At 37.7% G+C, this 17,788-nt stretch carries 18 protein-coding genes and 1 riboswitch; of the genes, 3 read left to right on the top strand and 15 right to left on the bottom strand.

Features of this window, described 5'->3' with window-relative positions; translation table 11 throughout:
* Nucleotides 1-6 precede the first annotated feature (6 nt).
* Entirely contained in the window at nt 7-594 is a 588-nt protein-coding gene (locus tag ACFSFY_RS11215) for a xanthine phosphoribosyltransferase (protein WP_381538065.1), read from the bottom strand.
* 147 nt (nt 595-741) lie between these two features.
* Nucleotides 742-843, bottom strand: a riboswitch (purine riboswitch).
* 339 nt (nt 844-1,182) lie between these two features.
* Nucleotides 1,183-1,695, bottom strand: a complete 513-nt coding sequence (locus tag ACFSFY_RS11220) for a DUF3231 family protein (protein ID WP_381538066.1) — start codon at nt 1,693-1,695, stop codon at nt 1,183-1,185.
* Between the two features lie 274 nt (nt 1,696-1,969).
* On the opposite strand from ACFSFY_RS11220, the gene ACFSFY_RS11225 reads away from it, so the two are divergent.
* Complete coding sequence (locus ACFSFY_RS11225; RefSeq protein WP_381538068.1) at nt 1,970-2,737, top strand: NRDE family protein; 768 nt, start codon at nt 1,970-1,972, stop codon at nt 2,735-2,737.
* Between the two features lie 51 nt (nt 2,738-2,788).
* On the opposite strand, the gene mce is transcribed toward ACFSFY_RS11225, so the two are convergent.
* The 9 genes from mce to ACFSFY_RS11270 form a co-directional block, all read right to left on the bottom strand.
* Nucleotides 2,789-3,220 (bottom strand): methylmalonyl-CoA epimerase, encoded by a 432-nt coding sequence (mce, locus tag ACFSFY_RS11230; protein ID WP_381538069.1) that lies wholly within the window; start codon nt 3,218-3,220, stop codon nt 2,789-2,791.
* Nucleotides 3,221-3,374: 154 nt separating this feature from the next.
* The gene (locus ACFSFY_RS11235; RefSeq protein ID WP_381538071.1) at nt 3,375-4,400 is read right to left on the bottom strand and encodes an ABC transporter ATP-binding protein; all 1,026 of its coding nucleotides are present in this window, start codon (nt 4,398-4,400) and stop codon (nt 3,375-3,377) included.
* Nucleotides 4,393-5,400, bottom strand: coding sequence for an ABC transporter ATP-binding protein (locus ACFSFY_RS11240; RefSeq protein WP_381538073.1), 1,008 nt, complete (start codon nt 5,398-5,400; stop codon nt 4,393-4,395). Before ACFSFY_RS11240 ends, ACFSFY_RS11235 begins: the two co-directional genes overlap by 8 nt.
* Before the next feature lie 48 nt (nt 5,401-5,448).
* Complete coding sequence (locus tag ACFSFY_RS11245) at nt 5,449-6,348, bottom strand: ABC transporter permease (protein WP_381538075.1); 900 nt, start codon at nt 6,346-6,348, stop codon at nt 5,449-5,451.
* Nucleotides 6,349-6,364: 16 nt separating this feature from the next.
* Nucleotides 6,365-7,315, bottom strand: coding sequence for an ABC transporter permease (locus tag ACFSFY_RS11250; protein ID WP_381538077.1), 951 nt, complete (start codon nt 7,313-7,315; stop codon nt 6,365-6,367).
* A 99-nt stretch (nt 7,316-7,414) separates the two neighbouring features.
* Entirely contained in the window at nt 7,415-9,028 is a 1,614-nt protein-coding gene (locus tag ACFSFY_RS11255; RefSeq protein ID WP_381538078.1) for an ABC transporter substrate-binding protein, read from the bottom strand.
* 1 nt (nt 9,029) lies between these two features.
* The gene (locus tag ACFSFY_RS11260) at nt 9,030-10,220 is read right to left on the bottom strand and encodes a M20 metallopeptidase family protein (RefSeq protein WP_381538080.1); all 1,191 of its coding nucleotides are present in this window, start codon (nt 10,218-10,220) and stop codon (nt 9,030-9,032) included.
* A gap of 549 nt (nt 10,221-10,769) precedes the next feature.
* Nucleotides 10,770-11,030: a YqkE family protein gene (locus ACFSFY_RS11265; RefSeq protein ID WP_381538082.1), complete on the bottom strand. Its 261-nt coding sequence runs from the start codon at nt 11,028-11,030 to the stop codon at nt 10,770-10,772.
* A 21-nt stretch (nt 11,031-11,051) separates the two neighbouring features.
* Nucleotides 11,052-12,236: an acetyl-CoA C-acetyltransferase gene (locus ACFSFY_RS11270; protein ID WP_381538084.1), complete on the bottom strand. Its 1,185-nt coding sequence runs from the start codon at nt 12,234-12,236 to the stop codon at nt 11,052-11,054.
* Nucleotides 12,237-12,306: 70 nt separating this feature from the next.
* Between ACFSFY_RS11270 and ACFSFY_RS11275 the strand changes: the two genes are divergently transcribed.
* A complete protein-coding gene (locus ACFSFY_RS11275) occupies nt 12,307-13,209 on the top strand; it encodes a hydroxymethylglutaryl-CoA lyase (RefSeq protein ID WP_381538085.1) in 903 nt (300 codons plus the stop codon).
* 16 nt (nt 13,210-13,225) lie between these two features.
* On the top strand, nt 13,226-14,152 hold the full coding sequence (locus ACFSFY_RS11280; RefSeq protein ID WP_381538087.1) for an alpha/beta hydrolase: 927 nt from the start codon (nt 13,226-13,228) through the stop codon (nt 14,150-14,152).
* A gap of 74 nt (nt 14,153-14,226) precedes the next feature.
* Here ACFSFY_RS11280 and ACFSFY_RS11285 read toward each other — a convergent pair whose 3' ends face one another.
* From ACFSFY_RS11285 to tkt, 4 genes are all read right to left on the bottom strand, one after another.
* Nucleotides 14,227-14,376 (bottom strand): hypothetical protein, encoded by a 150-nt coding sequence (locus ACFSFY_RS11285; protein WP_381538089.1) that lies wholly within the window; start codon nt 14,374-14,376, stop codon nt 14,227-14,229.
* Nucleotides 14,377-14,788: 412 nt separating this feature from the next.
* Complete coding sequence (locus ACFSFY_RS11290; RefSeq protein WP_381538091.1) at nt 14,789-15,046, bottom strand: YneF family protein; 258 nt, start codon at nt 15,044-15,046, stop codon at nt 14,789-14,791.
* An 84-nt stretch (nt 15,047-15,130) separates the two neighbouring features.
* Nucleotides 15,131-15,580 (bottom strand): sporulation inhibitor of replication protein SirA, encoded by a 450-nt coding sequence (gene sirA, locus ACFSFY_RS11295; protein ID WP_381538093.1) that lies wholly within the window; start codon nt 15,578-15,580, stop codon nt 15,131-15,133.
* 177 nt (nt 15,581-15,757) lie between these two features.
* The gene (tkt, locus tag ACFSFY_RS11300; protein ID WP_381538095.1) at nt 15,758-17,764 is read right to left on the bottom strand and encodes a transketolase; all 2,007 of its coding nucleotides are present in this window, start codon (nt 17,762-17,764) and stop codon (nt 15,758-15,760) included.
* Nucleotides 17,765-17,788 lie beyond the last annotated feature (24 nt).

Here is a 17,788-nt window from a genome sequence, read left to right on the forward strand (position 1 = left end):
AATTTTTCACTTGGAAAGATCCTCCCCCAAGAATTCAACTTTCCCATTTGCTAAAGAAGATATAATAGCGAGCGACTCTACTCGAATGCCCTTGTCTCGAATGATTGCTCCACCCTTTTGAAAGCCTTTTTCAATAACGATTCCAACACCTGCTAATTTTGCACCCGCCTGCTCAACAATATCGATTAACCCTAAAGCAGCTTGTCCATTAGCTAAAAAGTCATCAATCAGCAAAACAGTATCTTCACTTGTTACGAAATCTTTTGATACCGAAATATCGTTTGATTCATTTTTGGTAAAAGAAAAAACACTCGCTGTATATAAATGATCTATTAAAGTTAAAGATTTCTGTTTTCGTGCGAAAATAGCTGGAACACCTAATACCAATCCTGCCATCATTGCTGGAGCAATTCCAGACGATTCAATTGTGATTACTTTAGTGATGCCTGCGTCTTTGAAACGTCTCGCAAATTCCTCTCCTACTGCCTGCATTAAAGGTGGATCTATTTGATGATTTAAAAATGTGTCCACTTTTAGAACATTCTCAGACAATACACGACCTTCATTCTGAATTTTATCTTTTAGCAATTTCATTTCAACCGTCCCCCATCTCTTTTTTAGGAAATAAAAAAACCCGAGTGATTATACATCCAATTGAACTCAAGTAGTGGATGCAAAATCATTCGGGCTATTGAATCGAATGAAAATGAAAGAGAACATGCATAGTACTTAGCATGAATTCTTTCATTTTTTGCTTCCCATAGTCGATTTATTTACGGTAAATCGGTAGAAACTTGCGGGCCATATTCCCGCGATTATATGAGTGTATATTATGTAGTTGGTGTAATTATAGCATGATGTTCTTGATTTTCAACAGCATAAATAATATCCTATCATTCCAATAATTCTCACTTTATTAATCAATTACTAATTGATTTATACACAAACAAAAAAACCGGGTTACCAGACCCGGTTTTTTGCTTCTCTTCATTTTTAAAAGAAGAAAAGCAAATGGCTTACTACTTGCGTTCAAAAGTTTCCCTCTGGAAACTTTATCTATACTCAATTTATAATAGATTCAACTTATTGTCAAAGGATATACAACATTAACCAATATTCATTAAAATTTTTATCTAAATCTAAAAAGAACCAGAAAAACATCATCTGGTTCTTACTATATTTTTATTCCTTTTTGGATATATTCGTGTGTAATGGTGGTGGAATAATCCAGCCTTTTTCTTTATTCAGGGCTAATAACTTACCCCCAAGTTTTGCTCGTTCCATATGAAATTTGCCAAACATCATTGCAATGTCTTCCCGCAAACACTGCCCCATCACTTGGCTACATGACACCAGACCTTGACCTACGTTCATAGAAACCGCCCCACTAATCTCGGGATCCATAAAACGAACACCGACAGGGATATCATCTAAACTTGCTGACGGTCGTTCAGGTAAGGTTGGTGGCACAGCAATTCCATTTGCAATTAACAGCTTACCCACTTCAGTCGCTTCAGACCGCATCATCTTAACGGATTCCTTTAGAAAATCGACCAGATCTTTATCACCGGTCTGATTAATAAAAGCTTCATATGCACTCACCAATCCATTATTCGCACCCATAAATGCCCAACAACCAATTATTTCTCCGTAATGCATCGGTTGGTCTTTAGCGTCGCCACTTAAAATTCCCATGTATACACTCCTTTAAATTTCACAAAGTAATCTTAAAATACTATGTGTCATCTGTATTATGGGCAAATGAACGTTTCCTATACAGTTATTCTGGAATTGTTGGTTCAATGACCATACTTAGTTCATCATTTTCTAATTTTACATAAAAAATTTGAAATCCTTTATTTTTTATCGCTCATTCACAGCATTAGATGACTGAGCTTTAGAAAAGTACTGTTATTCTGTGTTTCTTTCAGTAATAATGGTAAGTAGTACACAAAGGAGGTAATACTTAATGTGCCTAATTAATTTTCACATTAATGAACACCCAACATATAAAATCATTTTAGCGGCTAATCGAGACGAATCCTATTCTCGCCCTACTGCCCCCGCACAGTTTTGGAGTGATGAACCCACTATATTAGCAGGACGTGACTTGTTGCAATCTGGTACGTGGCTTGGAATCACTAAGACAGGTCGGATTGCAGCACTTACAAATTACCGCGACCCATCACTACCAACAAACGGAAAAATATCTCGCGGCGAAATCATTCGAAACTATTTAGCTGGTAACCTCTCCCCAAAAGATTATTTAACAGCTTTGAATGAGGAGAAGGACCTCTACACCGGCTTTAATGTCATTGTGGGTAATCCAGATGAACTTTTCTATTACAATAACTTGGAATCAAACATAGTGGAAATTGAAGAAGGCACACATGGACTTAGCAATCATTTCCTAGACACGCCTTGGCCAAAGGTATTAAACGGTAAGAGAATGTTGAGAGAATATGTATTGCAGAATGAAACAGTCGAGGAAGATCAATTGTTTGAGATTTTATCTAAGGAGGATTTAGCCGAAGATCAAGATTTACCGAGTACAGGAGTTGGAATTGATTTAGAAAGACAATTATCTCCACTGTTTATCAAAACAGAAAATTACGGCACACGCTCTTCTACTGTTTTAACTATTGACAACGATGATAAAGTTACTTTTATCGAACGAACGTATGATAAAGGATTGTTTAAAAAACAAAACAAATTTGAATTTAAGATTGATAAATAAAAACTATGAGAATCCGTTGTTCAACGAATGATACGTTAAACAACGGTGTTTTTATGTGAAATTCTTCTTTAAGTTATCCGGATAGGTGCACAGTTCAATTAAAGTGCCATCTGTAGATATAGGATTAATATAAATAAGTCTTCTTCCACGTGCATTTGTGCGAAGTGTGTCCTCAAGGAATCGAACCCCTTTATTTTCAGCATCAAGTATCGCTTTATCCAAATCATCAACGCGATAGGCCATATGATGTACACCTTTTCCTTTTTGCTTGATAAACCGATCAATCGGTGAATTCTTATTCGTTGGTTCGAGTAACTCAATTAAGTTATCAGCAGTCCGAACGACAGCTACATGCACCTCAACACCAGGTGCTTCACTTGTATAGCGGTCCTCTACTACACCACCGAGTACTTCAAGATAGAAAGGAAGAGCTTCATCGATACTTCTAACAGCAATTCCAACATGATCATAAATAGCTTCCAATTCAATGCCCCCATTTAATTTCCCTTATTTTCAACTGCCTATAACTTTACCACATGAATTATTGAATTCTTTTAAACTAAACTTAATGAGGACATCAAAAAACAGCATTGCTGCTCAAAGCAATGCTGTTTTTTGCAATTGAATGTTAGAAATACTAGTTAAATAAGTGACATGCAACAAAATGATTCGGTTTTTCTTCTTTCATAACTGGTTTATCAACTTTACAAACATCCATGACAAGTGGACATCTCGTATGAAAAACACATCCAGAAGGTGGATTTAATGGTGATGGTATTTCACCTTGTAAAATAATTCGTTCTTTCTTCGCCTTTGGATTGGGAAGTGGAACTGCAGATAGAAGGGCCTGAGTATACGGATGTAATGGTGTTGCCAATAAACTATCCGTTGGCGCTTCTTCAACAATATGACCTAAATACATAACCCCAATTCGATCAGATATATGACGTACAACACTAATATCATGAGCAATAAAGAGGTAAGTTAACTTTAAATCTTCTTGTATTTCTTGCAATAAATTAATAACTTGAGATTGAATAGACACATCCAAAGCAGAAACTGGCTCATCAGCAATTATTATCTTCGGATTCACAACAAGCGCTCTCGCTAAGCCAATTCTTTGTCTTTGCCCACCCGACAGTTCATGTGGAAAACGATAATAATGATCCAATTGAAGTCCAACTTTATTTAATATATCCATAGCAATTTCAGTTCGTTCTTTCTTATTACCTATGGAATGAATAATCAAAGGTTCTTCAATAATTTGACCAATTCGTTTTCTTGGGTTTAACGAAGAATATGGATCCTGGAATATCATTTGAATTTCCTGTCGCATATCGCGCATTCCTTCGCCTTTTAACTCAAACAAATCCTTACCATTATAAAGCGCTTTCCCATCTGTAGGTTCAATTAATCGTACCAATGTACGACCAATTGTACTTTTTCCACAACCGGATTCACCAACAAGACCATACGTTTCTCCTTCATAAAGATTAAAAGAGACATCATTTACAGCTTTTACATATTGAGTTTCTTTCCCTATTTGTAACAGTTCTTTTTTTACGGGATAATATTTCACCAATCCTTGGACTTCGAGAATTGGTTTTTTCAGCTTAGCATCTTCAATAGGAACTGCTGTTTCAAGAGAGATTGTCTCAGACATATTGTCCCTCCTCTTCTAACGCGATTTTAGCGGCATGCCAGCAACGAACTTTTTGACCATTCGGATGGAGTTCTAAATCCGGCATTTTCTCTCTACATAAATCATCCGCAAACGCACACCTTGGAGCAAAACGACACCCTGAAGGAACATTATTAAGTGATGGAACCATTCCTTTTATTACGTGCATTTTCTGCGTACGATCTCCATCTAGTTGTGGAATTGATTTCATTAAGCCCTTTGTATAGGGATGTAGTGGCCGTTCGAAAAGAATATCCACTGATGCTTCTTCTACAATTTGACCTAAATACATTACAACGACTCGCGTACATAGTTCAGCAACAACACCCAGATCGTGAGTGATGAATATTACACCCATTCGTTGTTTGTGATTCAAATCTATTATGAGTTCTAAAATTTGTGCTTGAATCGTTACATCGAGTGCAGTTGTCGGTTCGTCAGCAATTAACAACTGAGGTTGACAAGAAAGGGCAATTGCAATCATAACCCTTTGTTGCATACCTCCCGACAATTGGTGTGGATATTCTTTCACTCGTTTTTCAGGTGACGGAATACCCGTGAGTTTAAGCATTTCAACCGCTTGCTCATACGCTACTTTTTTCGAGACATTTTGATGTAGTAATATTGATTCTGCAATTTGATATCCAATCGTATAAACAGGATTGAGGGAACTGAGTGGATCCTGGAAAATCATAGCGATATCATTACCACGAATTCTACGCATTTTACCATCCGATAACTTTAGCAAATCCGTTCCTTTAAATAGAATCTCACCTTCATAATCAGCTGATCGTTTTTCATCGAGCAATCTTAAAATCGATTGGGATGTTACACTTTTTCCACATCCAGATTCTCCAACAACTCCAAGTATCTCACCTTCTTCAACAGTAAACGAAATTCCATCAACTGCTGTAATGCGTCCGCGTTCTGTATGAAAATGTGTTTTAAGTTCTTTTAACTCTAAAAGTGGTTGTTCCCGCATTGTAAACCTCCCCAATCTTTAAAACTTTATATTTTCAAATAAGAATCTTTACTTTTTCGCATGATTTGTATGTGGATCTATTAAATCCCGCAGGCCATCACCAAGTAAATTCAAGCCGAGTACGGATGCTATTACCATTATTCCTGGGAATACAGTCATCCACCAAGCATTGAATATTACTAGTTTTCCATCGTATAAAATATTTCCCCAACTCGGATCCGGCGCTGGAATACCTGCTCCTAAAAAGCTTAACGCGGCTTCTGTAATGATTGCATCCGCAAAAATAAATGTTGCAGAGACGACGAGTGGAGAGATTGTATTCGGCATAATATGTAACCAGATAATACGCATAGTACTTGCACCTTGTACTTTTATTGCTTCAATATACGTTTGCTCACGAACTACAATAGCCGCAGAACGTATAACGCGTGCAATATAAGGTGTGAATACAATGCTTAATGCGATGATTACGTTGCTTGTTTTCGGTCCCAATGAAGCCATTAGTGCAATAGCAAGCAAAATTCCTGGAATCGACATTAAACCATCGCTAATGCGCATTAGGATATGATCTAGAACTCTATAATAACTTGCATACAAGCCAATAACCATACCCATGAAGGATGAAATTGCGGCTACTGAAAAGCCAACACCAAGTGTTACTTTTGAGCCGTAGATAATTCTAGTAAGTAAATCCCGTCCAAATTCATCTGTACCAAGCAAATGTTTTGCACTTGGCCCTTGCAGACGATCCTGAACAACCATTTCATATGGGTTATAAGGCACAAGAAAAGGTCCAATAAATGCAACTAATGTTAAGAAAATAATTGTTATTCCACCGGTTACCATCAATTTATTTGAAGTTAAGCGTTTAAAGAACAATTGTCTTTGTTGCTTTTTCATATCATGTTTTAACGTATTAAGTACCTCATTACTTTCTGTTGCTTTCATCCCCTCTTCCTCCCTTCTATTTCCGTTCTAATCGCACACGAGGATCAATAACGCTATACAATAAGTCAATCACTAAGTTAATTAAAACATAAGATAAAGTGACGAATAAAACGACCCCTTGAATAACTGCATAGTCTCGACGTGCCACTGAATTAATAATCAGTTGTCCAATCCCAGGAATGTTGAAAATCGTTTCAGTAACAACTGCACCGGCAATCAACGTACCAAAAGATTGACCAATTACTGTCAAAACCGGGAGAAATGCATTACGTAATGCATGACGATACACAATATTGCGTTTCTTTACACCTTTTGCTGTTGCAGTTTTAATATAATTTGTATTTAAAACATCCAACATGGACGTACGTGTCATTCTAGCTATAAGCGCCGCTTGAATGGATCCTAACGAAATTGCCGGCATTATTAAATACTTAAAATGATCCCAAACACCCGCACTTAATGGCTTATATCCTGCCACTGGTAACCATCCGAGCTGTACACCGAACAATAAGATTAAAAGAAGTCCAAGTAAAAAACTTGGTACAGACATTCCGAGTAAAGAAAAACCCATTATTGACGAGTCTGCTAATGTACCTCTACGAGTTGCAGCGATGATACCAACTGGAATTGCAATGACTAGAGCTACAATTTGAGCCAGTATAGCAAGTGATACAGTAGGTTTTAAATGTTCAAAAATAGCTTCTGTAACTGGTTCTTTCATAAAAAATGAAGTACCTAAATCACCTTTCATTACTCCAAAAACCCATTGGACATATTGCTCATAGATTGGAAGATTCAGTCCAAGTTGCTCTCGCAATTCACTAATTTGTTCTGCTGTTGCTTCTTCACCCAACATAACTGCCGCAGGATCGCCTGGTGTTAAATGGACAATCATAAATATGACTATCGAAACAACAAACAAGACAGGTATGAGTGAGAGAATTCGCTTCAATATATAACTACCCATGAACTAACCCCTCTCTACTATAAGTTTTGGTTTTTTTAAAATTGGCGGGATAAGAGTGTTCTCATCCCACCATATTATTCATTTGATACATTCGGTTACTTACTTGCTAGAAGAAACGTTCCAAAGAATTGGTCCAGAAATAAATTGGTACCCTTCCATGCCTTCTTGCATTCCAGTAACGTTTGAATTGTTACCTAATTTTACAGTTGTCACTTCATCCCAAAATATTTTGTGGAAGTCTGGAGAAAACTCCTGTGCTGCTTCTAATGTAGGTGCATATAAAATTTTATCGTTAATATCAGCAAGTGCAGGGCTATTCGGCCATCCCATATATTCTGGGTTCAAAAATAGCTGTTGCACCGGAAGTGGTCTGAATGCAAACTCATCAATCCAGATATCCCAGGCATTTTCATCCTTCGTTAACTCTAGTGCAGATGCAGCATCACGAACATCTAGCTTCAGATTAATGCCTACAGCTTCGAGTTGTTGTTGAATAACTACAGCACTATTATAAAAACTTTCATACTCCCTAATCGTAAGTAGCACGATTTCTTCACCGTTGTATCCTGCTTCTTTTAACAATTCTTTTGCTTTTTCTGGATCAAATGAATTGTATTCTTCACTACCTTCATCTGTGTACCATCCACTTTCTTTGTCTTTCACTAGAGCATGATCTTTAACAAAGAATTCTTCATTTGAATACGCTGAAATGAGTACGTCTTCAACATTTATTGCTGCGTTTACAGCTTGTCTCATTTTCTTATCTGTGAATGCACCTACTTTATTGTTAAACATTGCAACGAGTAGTGAACTTGGAACAATCTTAGTTTTCAAGTCATCATTCGAATCTAATAGTTTTACGTTATCCTGCGGGATTGCAGTAGCAACGTCATATTCAGCAGACATCAGTCCTGCCACACGAGTAGATGGATCCGTTAAGAAATTAAAGAATATATCGCTTGAAATTGCTTTCTTTTCGCCAGACAAACCATCTGGAGCTTCAGTACGCGATATAAAATCACTATATTTCGTTAAATGAATATACTGATCCTGCTTCCACTCTTCAAACTTGTATGGGCCAGTCCCAATATACTCATCGACACCATCCGCACTTGCAGCATCGATAATCGATTTAGGCATTATAGCAGCAAACTGAGTCATATCAGCAAATATGAACATATCTAGAACACTTGGTTTAACAATATGTGCAACAACAGTTTTTGCATCCGTTGCCTCATAAGTTGTTCCATCTATAAATGTTTTTGCTGAAGATGAAAGTCCTTGCCATCTTTCCATAGAAGCTACTACATCATCTGCTGTCAAATCATCACCGTTATGAAATTTAATTCCTTCACGAAGATGAAATGTAACCGTTTTTCCATCTTCACTAATATCATAAGACTCTGCCAGCATAGGCTCTACTTCTAATTTTGAGTTGTACGTAACGAGTGCTTCATAGATATGTTGTGAAATATCTCTTGCTGCCGTCGCTGTTGTCGTAACAACATCTAAAGTTGGTGGTTGAGCAGGAACTGCCACTTGTAATTCTCCGCCTTCTTCTACTTCAGCGTTATCTTCTTTTTCTGTGTCTGTTGTTTCTGTTTTATCCTCTTCTTTTGACTTATCAGCTTCTTCTTTATCATTCGAGCAAGCTACAATAACCATACTTAAAGCTAATAAAAGCATTATGTACATAAAACTTTTTAGTTTCAATTTACAAGTCTCCTTCTATCTTTTTGTGATATTCGAGCAATGCCCCGCCAAGAGTTTTTGCAGCAATCAACATTGCACGTTCGTCAATGTCAAACTTTGGATGGTGATGCGGGTAGGTGACGCTCCATTCAGGGTTTTCAGCCCCAGTAAAGAAAAACGTCCCTTTTACATGCTGCAAATAATATCCGAAATCTTCACCTCCCATACTAATTTCCATTTCATTAACAGCGTCTACACCTGGAACAGTTTCTGCAACTTGCGCCAAAAACATAGTTTCCTCGTGATGATTAACTACTGGTGGATACCCTCTATTATATTCAAAACGATAATCTACACCTGCTGCGATACATGTTCCTTGAACAATTCTTTTCATTTCTTGCTCAATAGAATCATGTATTTTCACATCTAATGTTCGCACTGTTCCATTCAAAATAGCCTTGTCCGCAATAACATTGGGTGCATTTTTTGCAACAAAATTCCCTACCGTTACTACTACAGAATCGATTGGATTTACCCTTCGACTTACGATTTGCTGTAGAGTTGTCACTAATTGCGCACCTATAACAAGTGCATCTCTTGTCAGGTGTGGCTGAGCCCCATGTCCTCCTTTCCCCAGGATTTCAATTTCAAAAGAAGCGGATGCCGCCATAATTGTTCCACTTCGATATTCAATCGTCCCATATGGAAACGATGACCAAAGATGTGTCCCGAAAATCACATCAACCCCCTTTAGACAACCGTCCGCAATCATTTCAATTGCCCCGCCAGGATATACTTCCTCAGCATGCTGATGAATGAACACGACATCCCCTTGAAGTTCGCCTTTCATACTATTTAACACTTTTGCCAAGACAAGCAGCGTTGCTGTGTGACCATCATGACCACATGCATGCATTACGCCATCCACAGTTGATTTATATGGGGCATCGGTTTCTTCATGAATCGGCAACGCATCAAAATCGGCACGTAAAGCAATTGTTTTTCCAGGTTTCTCACCCCTAAGTGTCGCAACAACACCACGTCCTCCAACCTCAGTGCGAACCTCGTGTCCAAGCGAACGATGATAATCTGCAATGTAAGCAGGTGTTTTAACTTCCTTATAGGATAATTCCGGATGTTGATGTAAATAGCGACGTATATGTATCATTTCATCATAAAGAATATCTAGTTTTTCGTATAAATGATTCTTCATTTCAAGACCTCCCACAATAAAGTGTAATACGAATGATGTTACTAATAATCCTTAATAACAATTTTGTTCTTAGTTACTGAAACCGTTTACATTGGTTTAATTGTTACACAATAATGTAGTACAGTATGATTGATTGTATACTAAAAGTCAGAAACTTTCAATATGTTTAGAAGATTACATTAAATTTTATTGATTTAATTATCAGTTTACAAAACTGTAATTCTTAACTATATGATTATCGATCTAGTTTGTAGTTATTGATTAATTTAATCTATTGTACTATTTAGTTATCCGAATTGACAATATTATTCGAATAAAGTAATTATAGAAACGCAAAAAAACTTACCCAATTGAAAATAGGATAAGTTTAAATATTACTTTCGATTAAGTTATTTATTCACTGAACACATACAATAGCTACATTTTGAAACTAACCAAAACAATTCCATCAAATTTATATGCTGTTTTGAAAAAAACATAATAGAAATTTTTCGCATTTGAGTAAGATAATAGCAAAAGCAGCGGCAACCGTTCTGCCGCTACTCTCCATTAATACTTATCTCCAGTGCCTTCGTATTCGTTAAGAAGCTCTTCAAAACTTTTGTTTTTTTCACGTTCTTCACTTTCTTTACGAATCTGCTTTACACGCTCTTTCTCAACGGCTTCAGCTTCCGATTTTTCCAGATCACTCAACTCTTTTTTTGCCGCTTTTAATTTCTCTAATATATCGTCACCGAGTGAATCCGATAAAGTTAGAGTAGCATCCTCTTTTTTTACTGGACGAACGGGTTGTTTACGTTTTTTAGCCATTTCATCATCACCTTCCAAAAGTTAAGGACGTTTTACGATTGTCGCTACACCTTGTCCGCCACCGATACATAATGTCGCAAGTCCTGTTTTTGCATCGCGACGTTTCATTTCATGTAGCAAAGTTACAAGTATTCTTGCACCACTCGCACCAATAGGATGACCCAATGCAATTGCGCCACCATTGACATTTAACTTATCGTGATCAAATCCAAGTTCTTTATCAACAGCAATGGATTGTGCTGCAAAAGCTTCGTTTGCTTCGATAAGATCGATATCAGCAAGTTTCATATCGGCGCGTTCGAGTGCTTTTTGAACCGCTTGAACTGGTCCTAATCCCATAACCGATGGGTCTACTCCAGCTCCTGAGTTCGTTACGATAGTCGCGAGCGGTATCAGACCAAGCTCATCTGCTTTTTCCTTAGACATAATAACAAGTGCCGCTGCACCATCGTTAATACCGGAAGCATTACCCGCTGTAACACTACCGTCTTTCTTAAATGCAGGACGAAGCTTGCTCAACTTTTCTACAGTCGACCCTAATTTTACGTATTCATCTGTATCGAAAAGGATCGGTTCTCCACGACGTTGTGGTATTTCTATAGCGACAATTTCTTCTTTAAATGTTCCAGATTCTATTGCAGCAGATGCTTTATTCTGTGATTTCGCGGAGAAACTATCTTGCTCTTCTCTTGTGATTGCATAACGATCGCATAAGTTTTCTGCTGTAATCCCCATATGGTAATCATTGAATGCACACCATAAGCCATCTTTTATCATACTATCCACAACTTTTTGGTCACCCATTTTATAACCCTCACGACTTCCTGGTAATAAAAATGGTGCTTGACTCATATTTTCCATTCCGCCTGCAACGATAATATCTGCGTCGCCCGCAAGAATGGCTTGTCGTGCAAGTTGTATTGTTTTAAGACCAGAACCACATACTTTATTAATAGTCAGTGCAGGTACAGTTACAGGAAGTCCCGCTTTAATTGCCGCTTGACGTGCCGGGTTTTGTCCAAGTCCTGCTTGTAGTACATTACCCATAATTACTTCATCTACGAGGTCAGGTGAAACACCAGCACGCTTTAAAGCCTCTTTAATAACAACTGCACCGAGATCCGTTGCTGGTATATCTTTTAGTGATCCAAGGAAAGATCCAATTGCTGATCTGACCGCGCTAACAATTACGACTTCTTTCGACATTCTAAATCCCCCTTATAAAAGTTGCTTGAATAGACATCCCTTCATTACAATATAAATAAGGAGGGATGATATGTTCATTTTACCAGAAGAAGTGACGTTAATCGAGGTTGGTCCACGCGACGGTCTACAAAACGAAAGTAAACATGTTCAAGAGAAAGATAAAATCGCATTTATCCATGCACTACAAGAGGCAGGTATTACCGAAATGGAGCTCACGTCATTTGTGTCTCCAAAATGGGTACCTCAAATGGCGGATGCTGCTCATATCGTTAAAAAAACAAAAAAAGTAGGCAAGCAAATTGTTTTGGCTCCGAATGAAAAAGGAGCAAATCTTGCCTTAGAAGCAGGCGCACGTAGTATAGCAGTTTTTGTTGGTGTTAGTAATTCTTTTAATAAAAATAATATCAATAGAACGACGGATGAAAGCATAGAAGCATTAAAGCCAGTTATATTGAAATTAAAAGAGCAAGGCATCTATGTTCGTGCTTGTATCTCCACAGCATTTTATTGTCCATTTGAAGGTAAAATAAATCCCGATTCGGTTGTCGAACTCTGTCTACGATTTATTGAAATGGGAATAGATGAACTAAGTGTTGCAGATACCGTTGGAAGAGCAAATCCTCGCGAAAGTTTTGAGTTATTTAAAAAACTAATCGACGAACTTCCAAATGTTTTACTGACTGCTCATTTTCATGATACGAGAAAGATGGCATTAGCCAATATTTTCGCTGCTATGCAAGCAGGAATTGACCGATTTGATAGTTCTGCAGGCGGACTAGGAGGATGTCCTTTTTCGCCTGGAGCAACCGGAAACGTCGCTACAGAAGATGTCGCTCATATGATGGACTCGTTGAATATACATACAGGTATCAGCGTAAAAAAAGTTTGTGAAGCTGTTGCTGTAATCGCCCCCCATGTCTCGCATCCAATTGACACTGGGATGTATCGCTTGTTTCTAAACGCACAACTATAAAGAGGAGGTGACTCTTTTGAAAAGACGCGTTCTGTATATTACAGGTGTTTTTTCAAGCATTATTGCAGCACTTACCACTATTTTCGGGGTTTTCCTAACAAATCAGCTGATGTATTTAAAAGTCAAAGATCCAGAATTCATTATGAAACGAGAAATTCTTGCAAAAAGGTTCGATGAGAAATGGTATGACCATGTAAAGAAAGTTGAAATGTGGATTGACTCTCCAAATGGCTATCGACTTAGAGCGATTTATCTTAAACCACTACCAACTCGGCAAACCATCATCATTTGTCACGGTGTCACTGAAAACAAAATTAACTCAGTGAAGTATGCTCGGTTATTTGAAAGACTTGGGTTTAATTCCGTTATCTATGATCATCGAAGGCACGGGGATTCCGGCGGAAAAACTACGAGTTTTGGCTATTATGAGAAATACGATTTAAAAGCAATAGTTGAAACCATTCGAAATGAAATCGGGAACGATTCATTGCTGGGCATTCATGGCGAATCCATGGGGGCGGCAACAACAATTCTTTATGCAGGAACTTTTGAAGATCTTGCTGATTTCCATATCGTTGATTGCCCATTCTCAGATTTCACGGAACAAATACTTCATCTTATGAGGAAAGATACTCCCCTACGGAATGCAACAATGCTTCGTATTGGAAACTTATTTATGAAGATACGTGATGGCTATTCTTTAAAATTAGTCTCTCCGAAAGAAGTAGTCGCCAATATTACAAAGCCAGTCTTATTCATTCACAGTTTAGAAGATGATTTCATTCTTCCTTATATGACAAAAGAATTATTTGGGGCTAAGCGCGGAGATAAAATGCTGAAGTTATTTAAAAACGGTGCACATGCAAAGTCCTTTAATGACAATCCAAAAAAATATGAAGAAGTCGTAAAAGAATATTTAAAGCGTTTTAATTTAATGGAATAAACTAAACAAAACATCCGTTGGAATACGTTGCCAACGGATGTTTTGTTTAGTTATTTTTAAGATATATCAACCTTTTATTTGTCTGTTTGTTTTTTCTTCTTTTCCAAATACTCTGTCCGTATTTTTTCAAGTTGCTGCTTTTTATCAAATTGGGCCGGTATATTTTTTTCATGATACTTTGTAACCGATGCCCGACCTTTGTTATCCAATTGATATTTCCCCACTTAGTTCACCTACTTTTCTTGTCTTTCAAGAGAATCTAATCAACAAATATTATATACCTTATTTTACTGCAGTTAAACTTATGAACATACTACAAATCTTGCATATCAGTGAAATATTAAAAACGCAGTAAAACATTTCATCGTCAAATCTGTATGTTTAATCAGTCGATTTAAAATTAGCTGATGCATTTTAAAGTCACCAATTGAATCGCTAGTTTCCAACCAAGCAAAAACCACTTTTCCGGGTTATCTTTCACCAGTAAAAGTGGTTTATTGCTTTACAGAAGAAAGTTTAACCTGAGAGAAGTGTTGACAGGTAATCTCTTTCTATGAACTGTTAGTGAGTAGCTAAAGAAGTAGCTTAATAAAGAATCACCCCGCCAATAGCTTAAGCTAAGACGAGTGTTTAATATTATTTTTTAGCTTTCTCTTTACCTTTTACTTTAGGTTGTTTCTCACTCGCTTTATTCATCTGATTCATCATCTGGTTAATCTTCTTTTGAGAAGGTTTTTGTCCCATCTGCATCATCATCATTCGCAACATTTCTTCATTAATCGGCGGGTTATCTTTCAAATATTTCATCATATATTGACGTGCAATGAAAAATCCTAAAGCTACACCTGCTAATAACGCAACAACAATTAATATAATTCCTAGCGTCAAACTCATCCGCCATACCTCCTTCACCTAAGTAGTTCAAGTAAACGTCACCAAGAAGGATTATACAACAGATTGAGTCGTTATACTACTTATTTAGCGAAATAATGCTTCTTCTTGTCCACGCATCTTCATATATTTGACTGGTTTTAACCAGCCCCATTCCCCATATCCGTCCATTACTGCGAAAAACCTATTGCCAGATTCCGAGAGTGCAACAAATAAATCAAGATCAAGCATTCTAGAACCATCACAATATACATTCAAAGCGTACGAAGAAAGTGAAATGGATATAGATCCTTTAACAGGATGAGTTAATTTGTACTCATTATTATTAAATTCTACGATTGGAAATAACTTTCCGAGATTATTTAAGATTGCCTCATTAATAGCTTGTCTTTCTAAAACTTCACATAGATAGTGCACTTCAGGTAAGTTTTTGCTATTTTCCGGGTTCTCTGTAAGTAAATCATATAATAGCCTTTCGCGTCCAATTACAAATGGCTGGTACATTTCTTTCACCTTATATATTTCGTATGTTCGCACTTATCGCCACCCCCTATTTAAATCGTACACCTTTAGAACTGAAAAGACTGTCATATTACGGAGTGAAAACTAACTATTATTGTCACAACAAGATGAATTCTAAGTATTCTGTCTAAACCGAGTAAAGAAAAACTGTTCCTAATTCCGTAACACGGATTCAGGAACAGCACTTTTTCGTTATTCGGCAAGTAATGCCTTTACTTTAGAGATTACATTTTCTTCATTAAATCCATACTTATCAATAACTGTATCACCAGGTGCGCTTGCACCAAATGTATCAATAGTAATTAAATCGCCTTCGTCACCAATGTATTTATGCCATCCAATTGAAGCACCCATTTCTATTCCAAGACGCTTTTTAACATTTTTCGGAAGCACACTTTGTTTATATGCAATCTCTTGTTTTTCAAATAAATCCCAAGAAGGCATAGATACAACAGATACGTCGATGCCTAAAGCTTTTAGTTTTTCTTGTGATGCAACTGCAAGACTTACTTCAGAACCTGTTGCAATCAGAATTGCATCTGCAATTTCTTTACTTGCTGGAGATACAATATACGCACCTTTTTTAACGCCTTCCATTGCAAGCTCTTCTGTTTTCGCTAAAACCGGTAAGTTTTGACGAGACAAGATTAAGCATGTAGGTGTATTGGTAGATGAAACCGCAATATTCCATGCTGCTGCAGTTTCATTCGCATCTGCAGGACGTATAATAGATAGTCCTGGCATTGCGCGAAGCGCTGCTAAGTGTTCTACAGGTTCATGCGTCGGACCGTCTTCACCGACGGCTACACTATCATGCGTGAAGACGTATGTTACAGGTACGCCCATTATGGCTGATAAACGTATCGCTGGACGAACGTAATCGCTGAACACAAAGAAAGTTCCTCCGAAGACATGCAGTCCACCGTGAAGTGCCATTCCATTTAATGCTGTACCCATAGCAAATTCACGGACTCCAAACCAAATATTCCGGCCAGAATAGTCGGACGACAAGAAATCTCCAGCGCCTTTTATTGTTGTTTTATTAGAACCGGCTAAATCTGCGCTACCTCCGAATAATGACGGAACGGCTTTTGCAATCGCATTGATTGCATCACCTGATGCAGACCGAGTTGCATGAGAAGTACCTGCTTCATAAGTCGGTAACGATTGTTCAAATCCTTCCGGTAACTTACGCTCAATTGCATCTTTAAGTTGCTTTGCTAAGTCACTGTACTCTTCCTCATATTTCGAGTAAAGATCATTCCATTGTTTTTCTTTTTGTGCACCTTGTTTTTCGGCAGCTTGACTGAATGTTTCATAGACTTCATCAGGTACATGGAAATCCTCTTCAAAAGTCCATTTGTAATATTCTTTTGTTAATTTCATTTCCTCTTCACCTAGAGGCATACCGTGTGCATCTGATTTACCAGATCTGTTTGGTGAACCGTAGCCAATTACTGTTTTAACTTCAATAATTGTTGGCCCGCCTGTATTGGATTTGGCCGTTTCAATCGCATTTGAAATATCGCCAATCTCGTTTCCATCTTCTACGCGGATGTAATTCCAACCGTATGATTCAAAACGTTTACGAATGTTTTCTGTAAATGACATATCCAAATCGCCATCAAGTGAAATATCATTACTATCGTAAAGTACGATTAATTTATCCAATTGCAGATGACCTGCAAGCGAGATTGCTTCCGCCGCAACGCCTTCCATTAAATCTCCGTCTCCACAAAGTGCATACGTATGATGATCTACAATGTCTAATCCGGGTTTATTGTAAGTAGCAGCTAGATGCTTTTCTGCCATTGCCATTCCAACCGCCATACCGATACCTTGACCGAGTGGCCCCGTAGTCGCCTCGACTCCTACTGTATCGCCGTATTCAGGATGACCTGGTGTAGAAGAACCCCATTGTCTAAACTTCTTAATTTCTTCCATAGGAAGACCATATCCTCCTAGGTGGAGTAAGCTGTAAAGAAGCATAGATCCATGACCAGCAGAAAGTACGAAGCGGTCCCGATTGAACCACTTTGGATTTGCTGGATTATGATGCATATGTTTTGTCCAAAGCGTATAAGCCATAGGAGCAGCACCCATTGGTAATCCCGGATGCCCAGAATTAGCCTTTTCGATTGCATCGATGGATAGTGTTCGGATTGAGTTTACTGCAAGTTGATCAATTATTTCAGTCATTTGAGTACATCCCTTCTAAATATC

This window comes from Sporosarcina siberiensis (assembly GCF_042681925.1).
GTDB lineage: Bacteria > Bacillota > Bacilli > Bacillales_A > Planococcaceae > Sporosarcina > Sporosarcina siberiensis.

What these genes read in the sequence shown, in the direction of transcription:
- ACFSFY_RS11215 (WP_381538065.1), bottom strand. Translation starts at nt 594, where the DNA reads ATGAAATTGCTAAAAGATAAAATTCAGAATGAAGGTCGTGTATTGTCT.
- ACFSFY_RS11220 (WP_381538066.1), bottom strand. Translation starts at nt 1,695, where the DNA reads ATGGGAATTTTAAGTGGCGACGCTAAAGACCAACCGATGCATTACGGA.
- ACFSFY_RS11225 (WP_381538068.1), top strand. Translation starts at nt 1,970, where the DNA reads ATGTGCCTAATTAATTTTCACATTAATGAACACCCAACATATAAAATC.
- ACFSFY_RS11235 (WP_381538071.1), bottom strand. Translation starts at nt 4,400, where the DNA reads ATGTCTGAGACAATCTCTCTTGAAACAGCAGTTCCTATTGAAGATGCT.
- ACFSFY_RS11240 (WP_381538073.1), bottom strand. Translation starts at nt 5,400, where the DNA reads ATGCGGGAACAACCACTTTTAGAGTTAAAAGAACTTAAAACACATTTT.
- ACFSFY_RS11245 (WP_381538075.1), bottom strand. Translation starts at nt 6,348, where the DNA reads ATGAAAGCAACAGAAAGTAATGAGGTACTTAATACGTTAAAACATGAT.
- ACFSFY_RS11250 (WP_381538077.1), bottom strand. Translation starts at nt 7,315, where the DNA reads ATGGGTAGTTATATATTGAAGCGAATTCTCTCACTCATACCTGTCTTG.
- ACFSFY_RS11260 (WP_381538080.1), bottom strand. Translation starts at nt 10,220, where the DNA reads ATGAAGAATCATTTATACGAAAAACTAGATATTCTTTATGATGAAATG.
- ACFSFY_RS11265 (WP_381538082.1), bottom strand. Translation starts at nt 11,030, where the DNA reads ATGGCTAAAAAACGTAAACAACCCGTTCGTCCAGTAAAAAAAGAGGAT.
- ACFSFY_RS11270 (WP_381538084.1), bottom strand. Translation starts at nt 12,236, where the DNA reads ATGTCGAAAGAAGTCGTAATTGTTAGCGCGGTCAGATCAGCAATTGGA.
- ACFSFY_RS11275 (WP_381538085.1), top strand. Translation starts at nt 12,307, where the DNA reads ATGTTCATTTTACCAGAAGAAGTGACGTTAATCGAGGTTGGTCCACGC.
- ACFSFY_RS11290 (WP_381538091.1), bottom strand. Translation starts at nt 15,046, where the DNA reads ATGAGTTTGACGCTAGGAATTATATTAATTGTTGTTGCGTTATTAGCA.
- tkt (WP_381538095.1), bottom strand. Translation starts at nt 17,764, where the DNA reads ATGACTGAAATAATTGATCAACTTGCAGTAAACTCAATCCGAACACTA.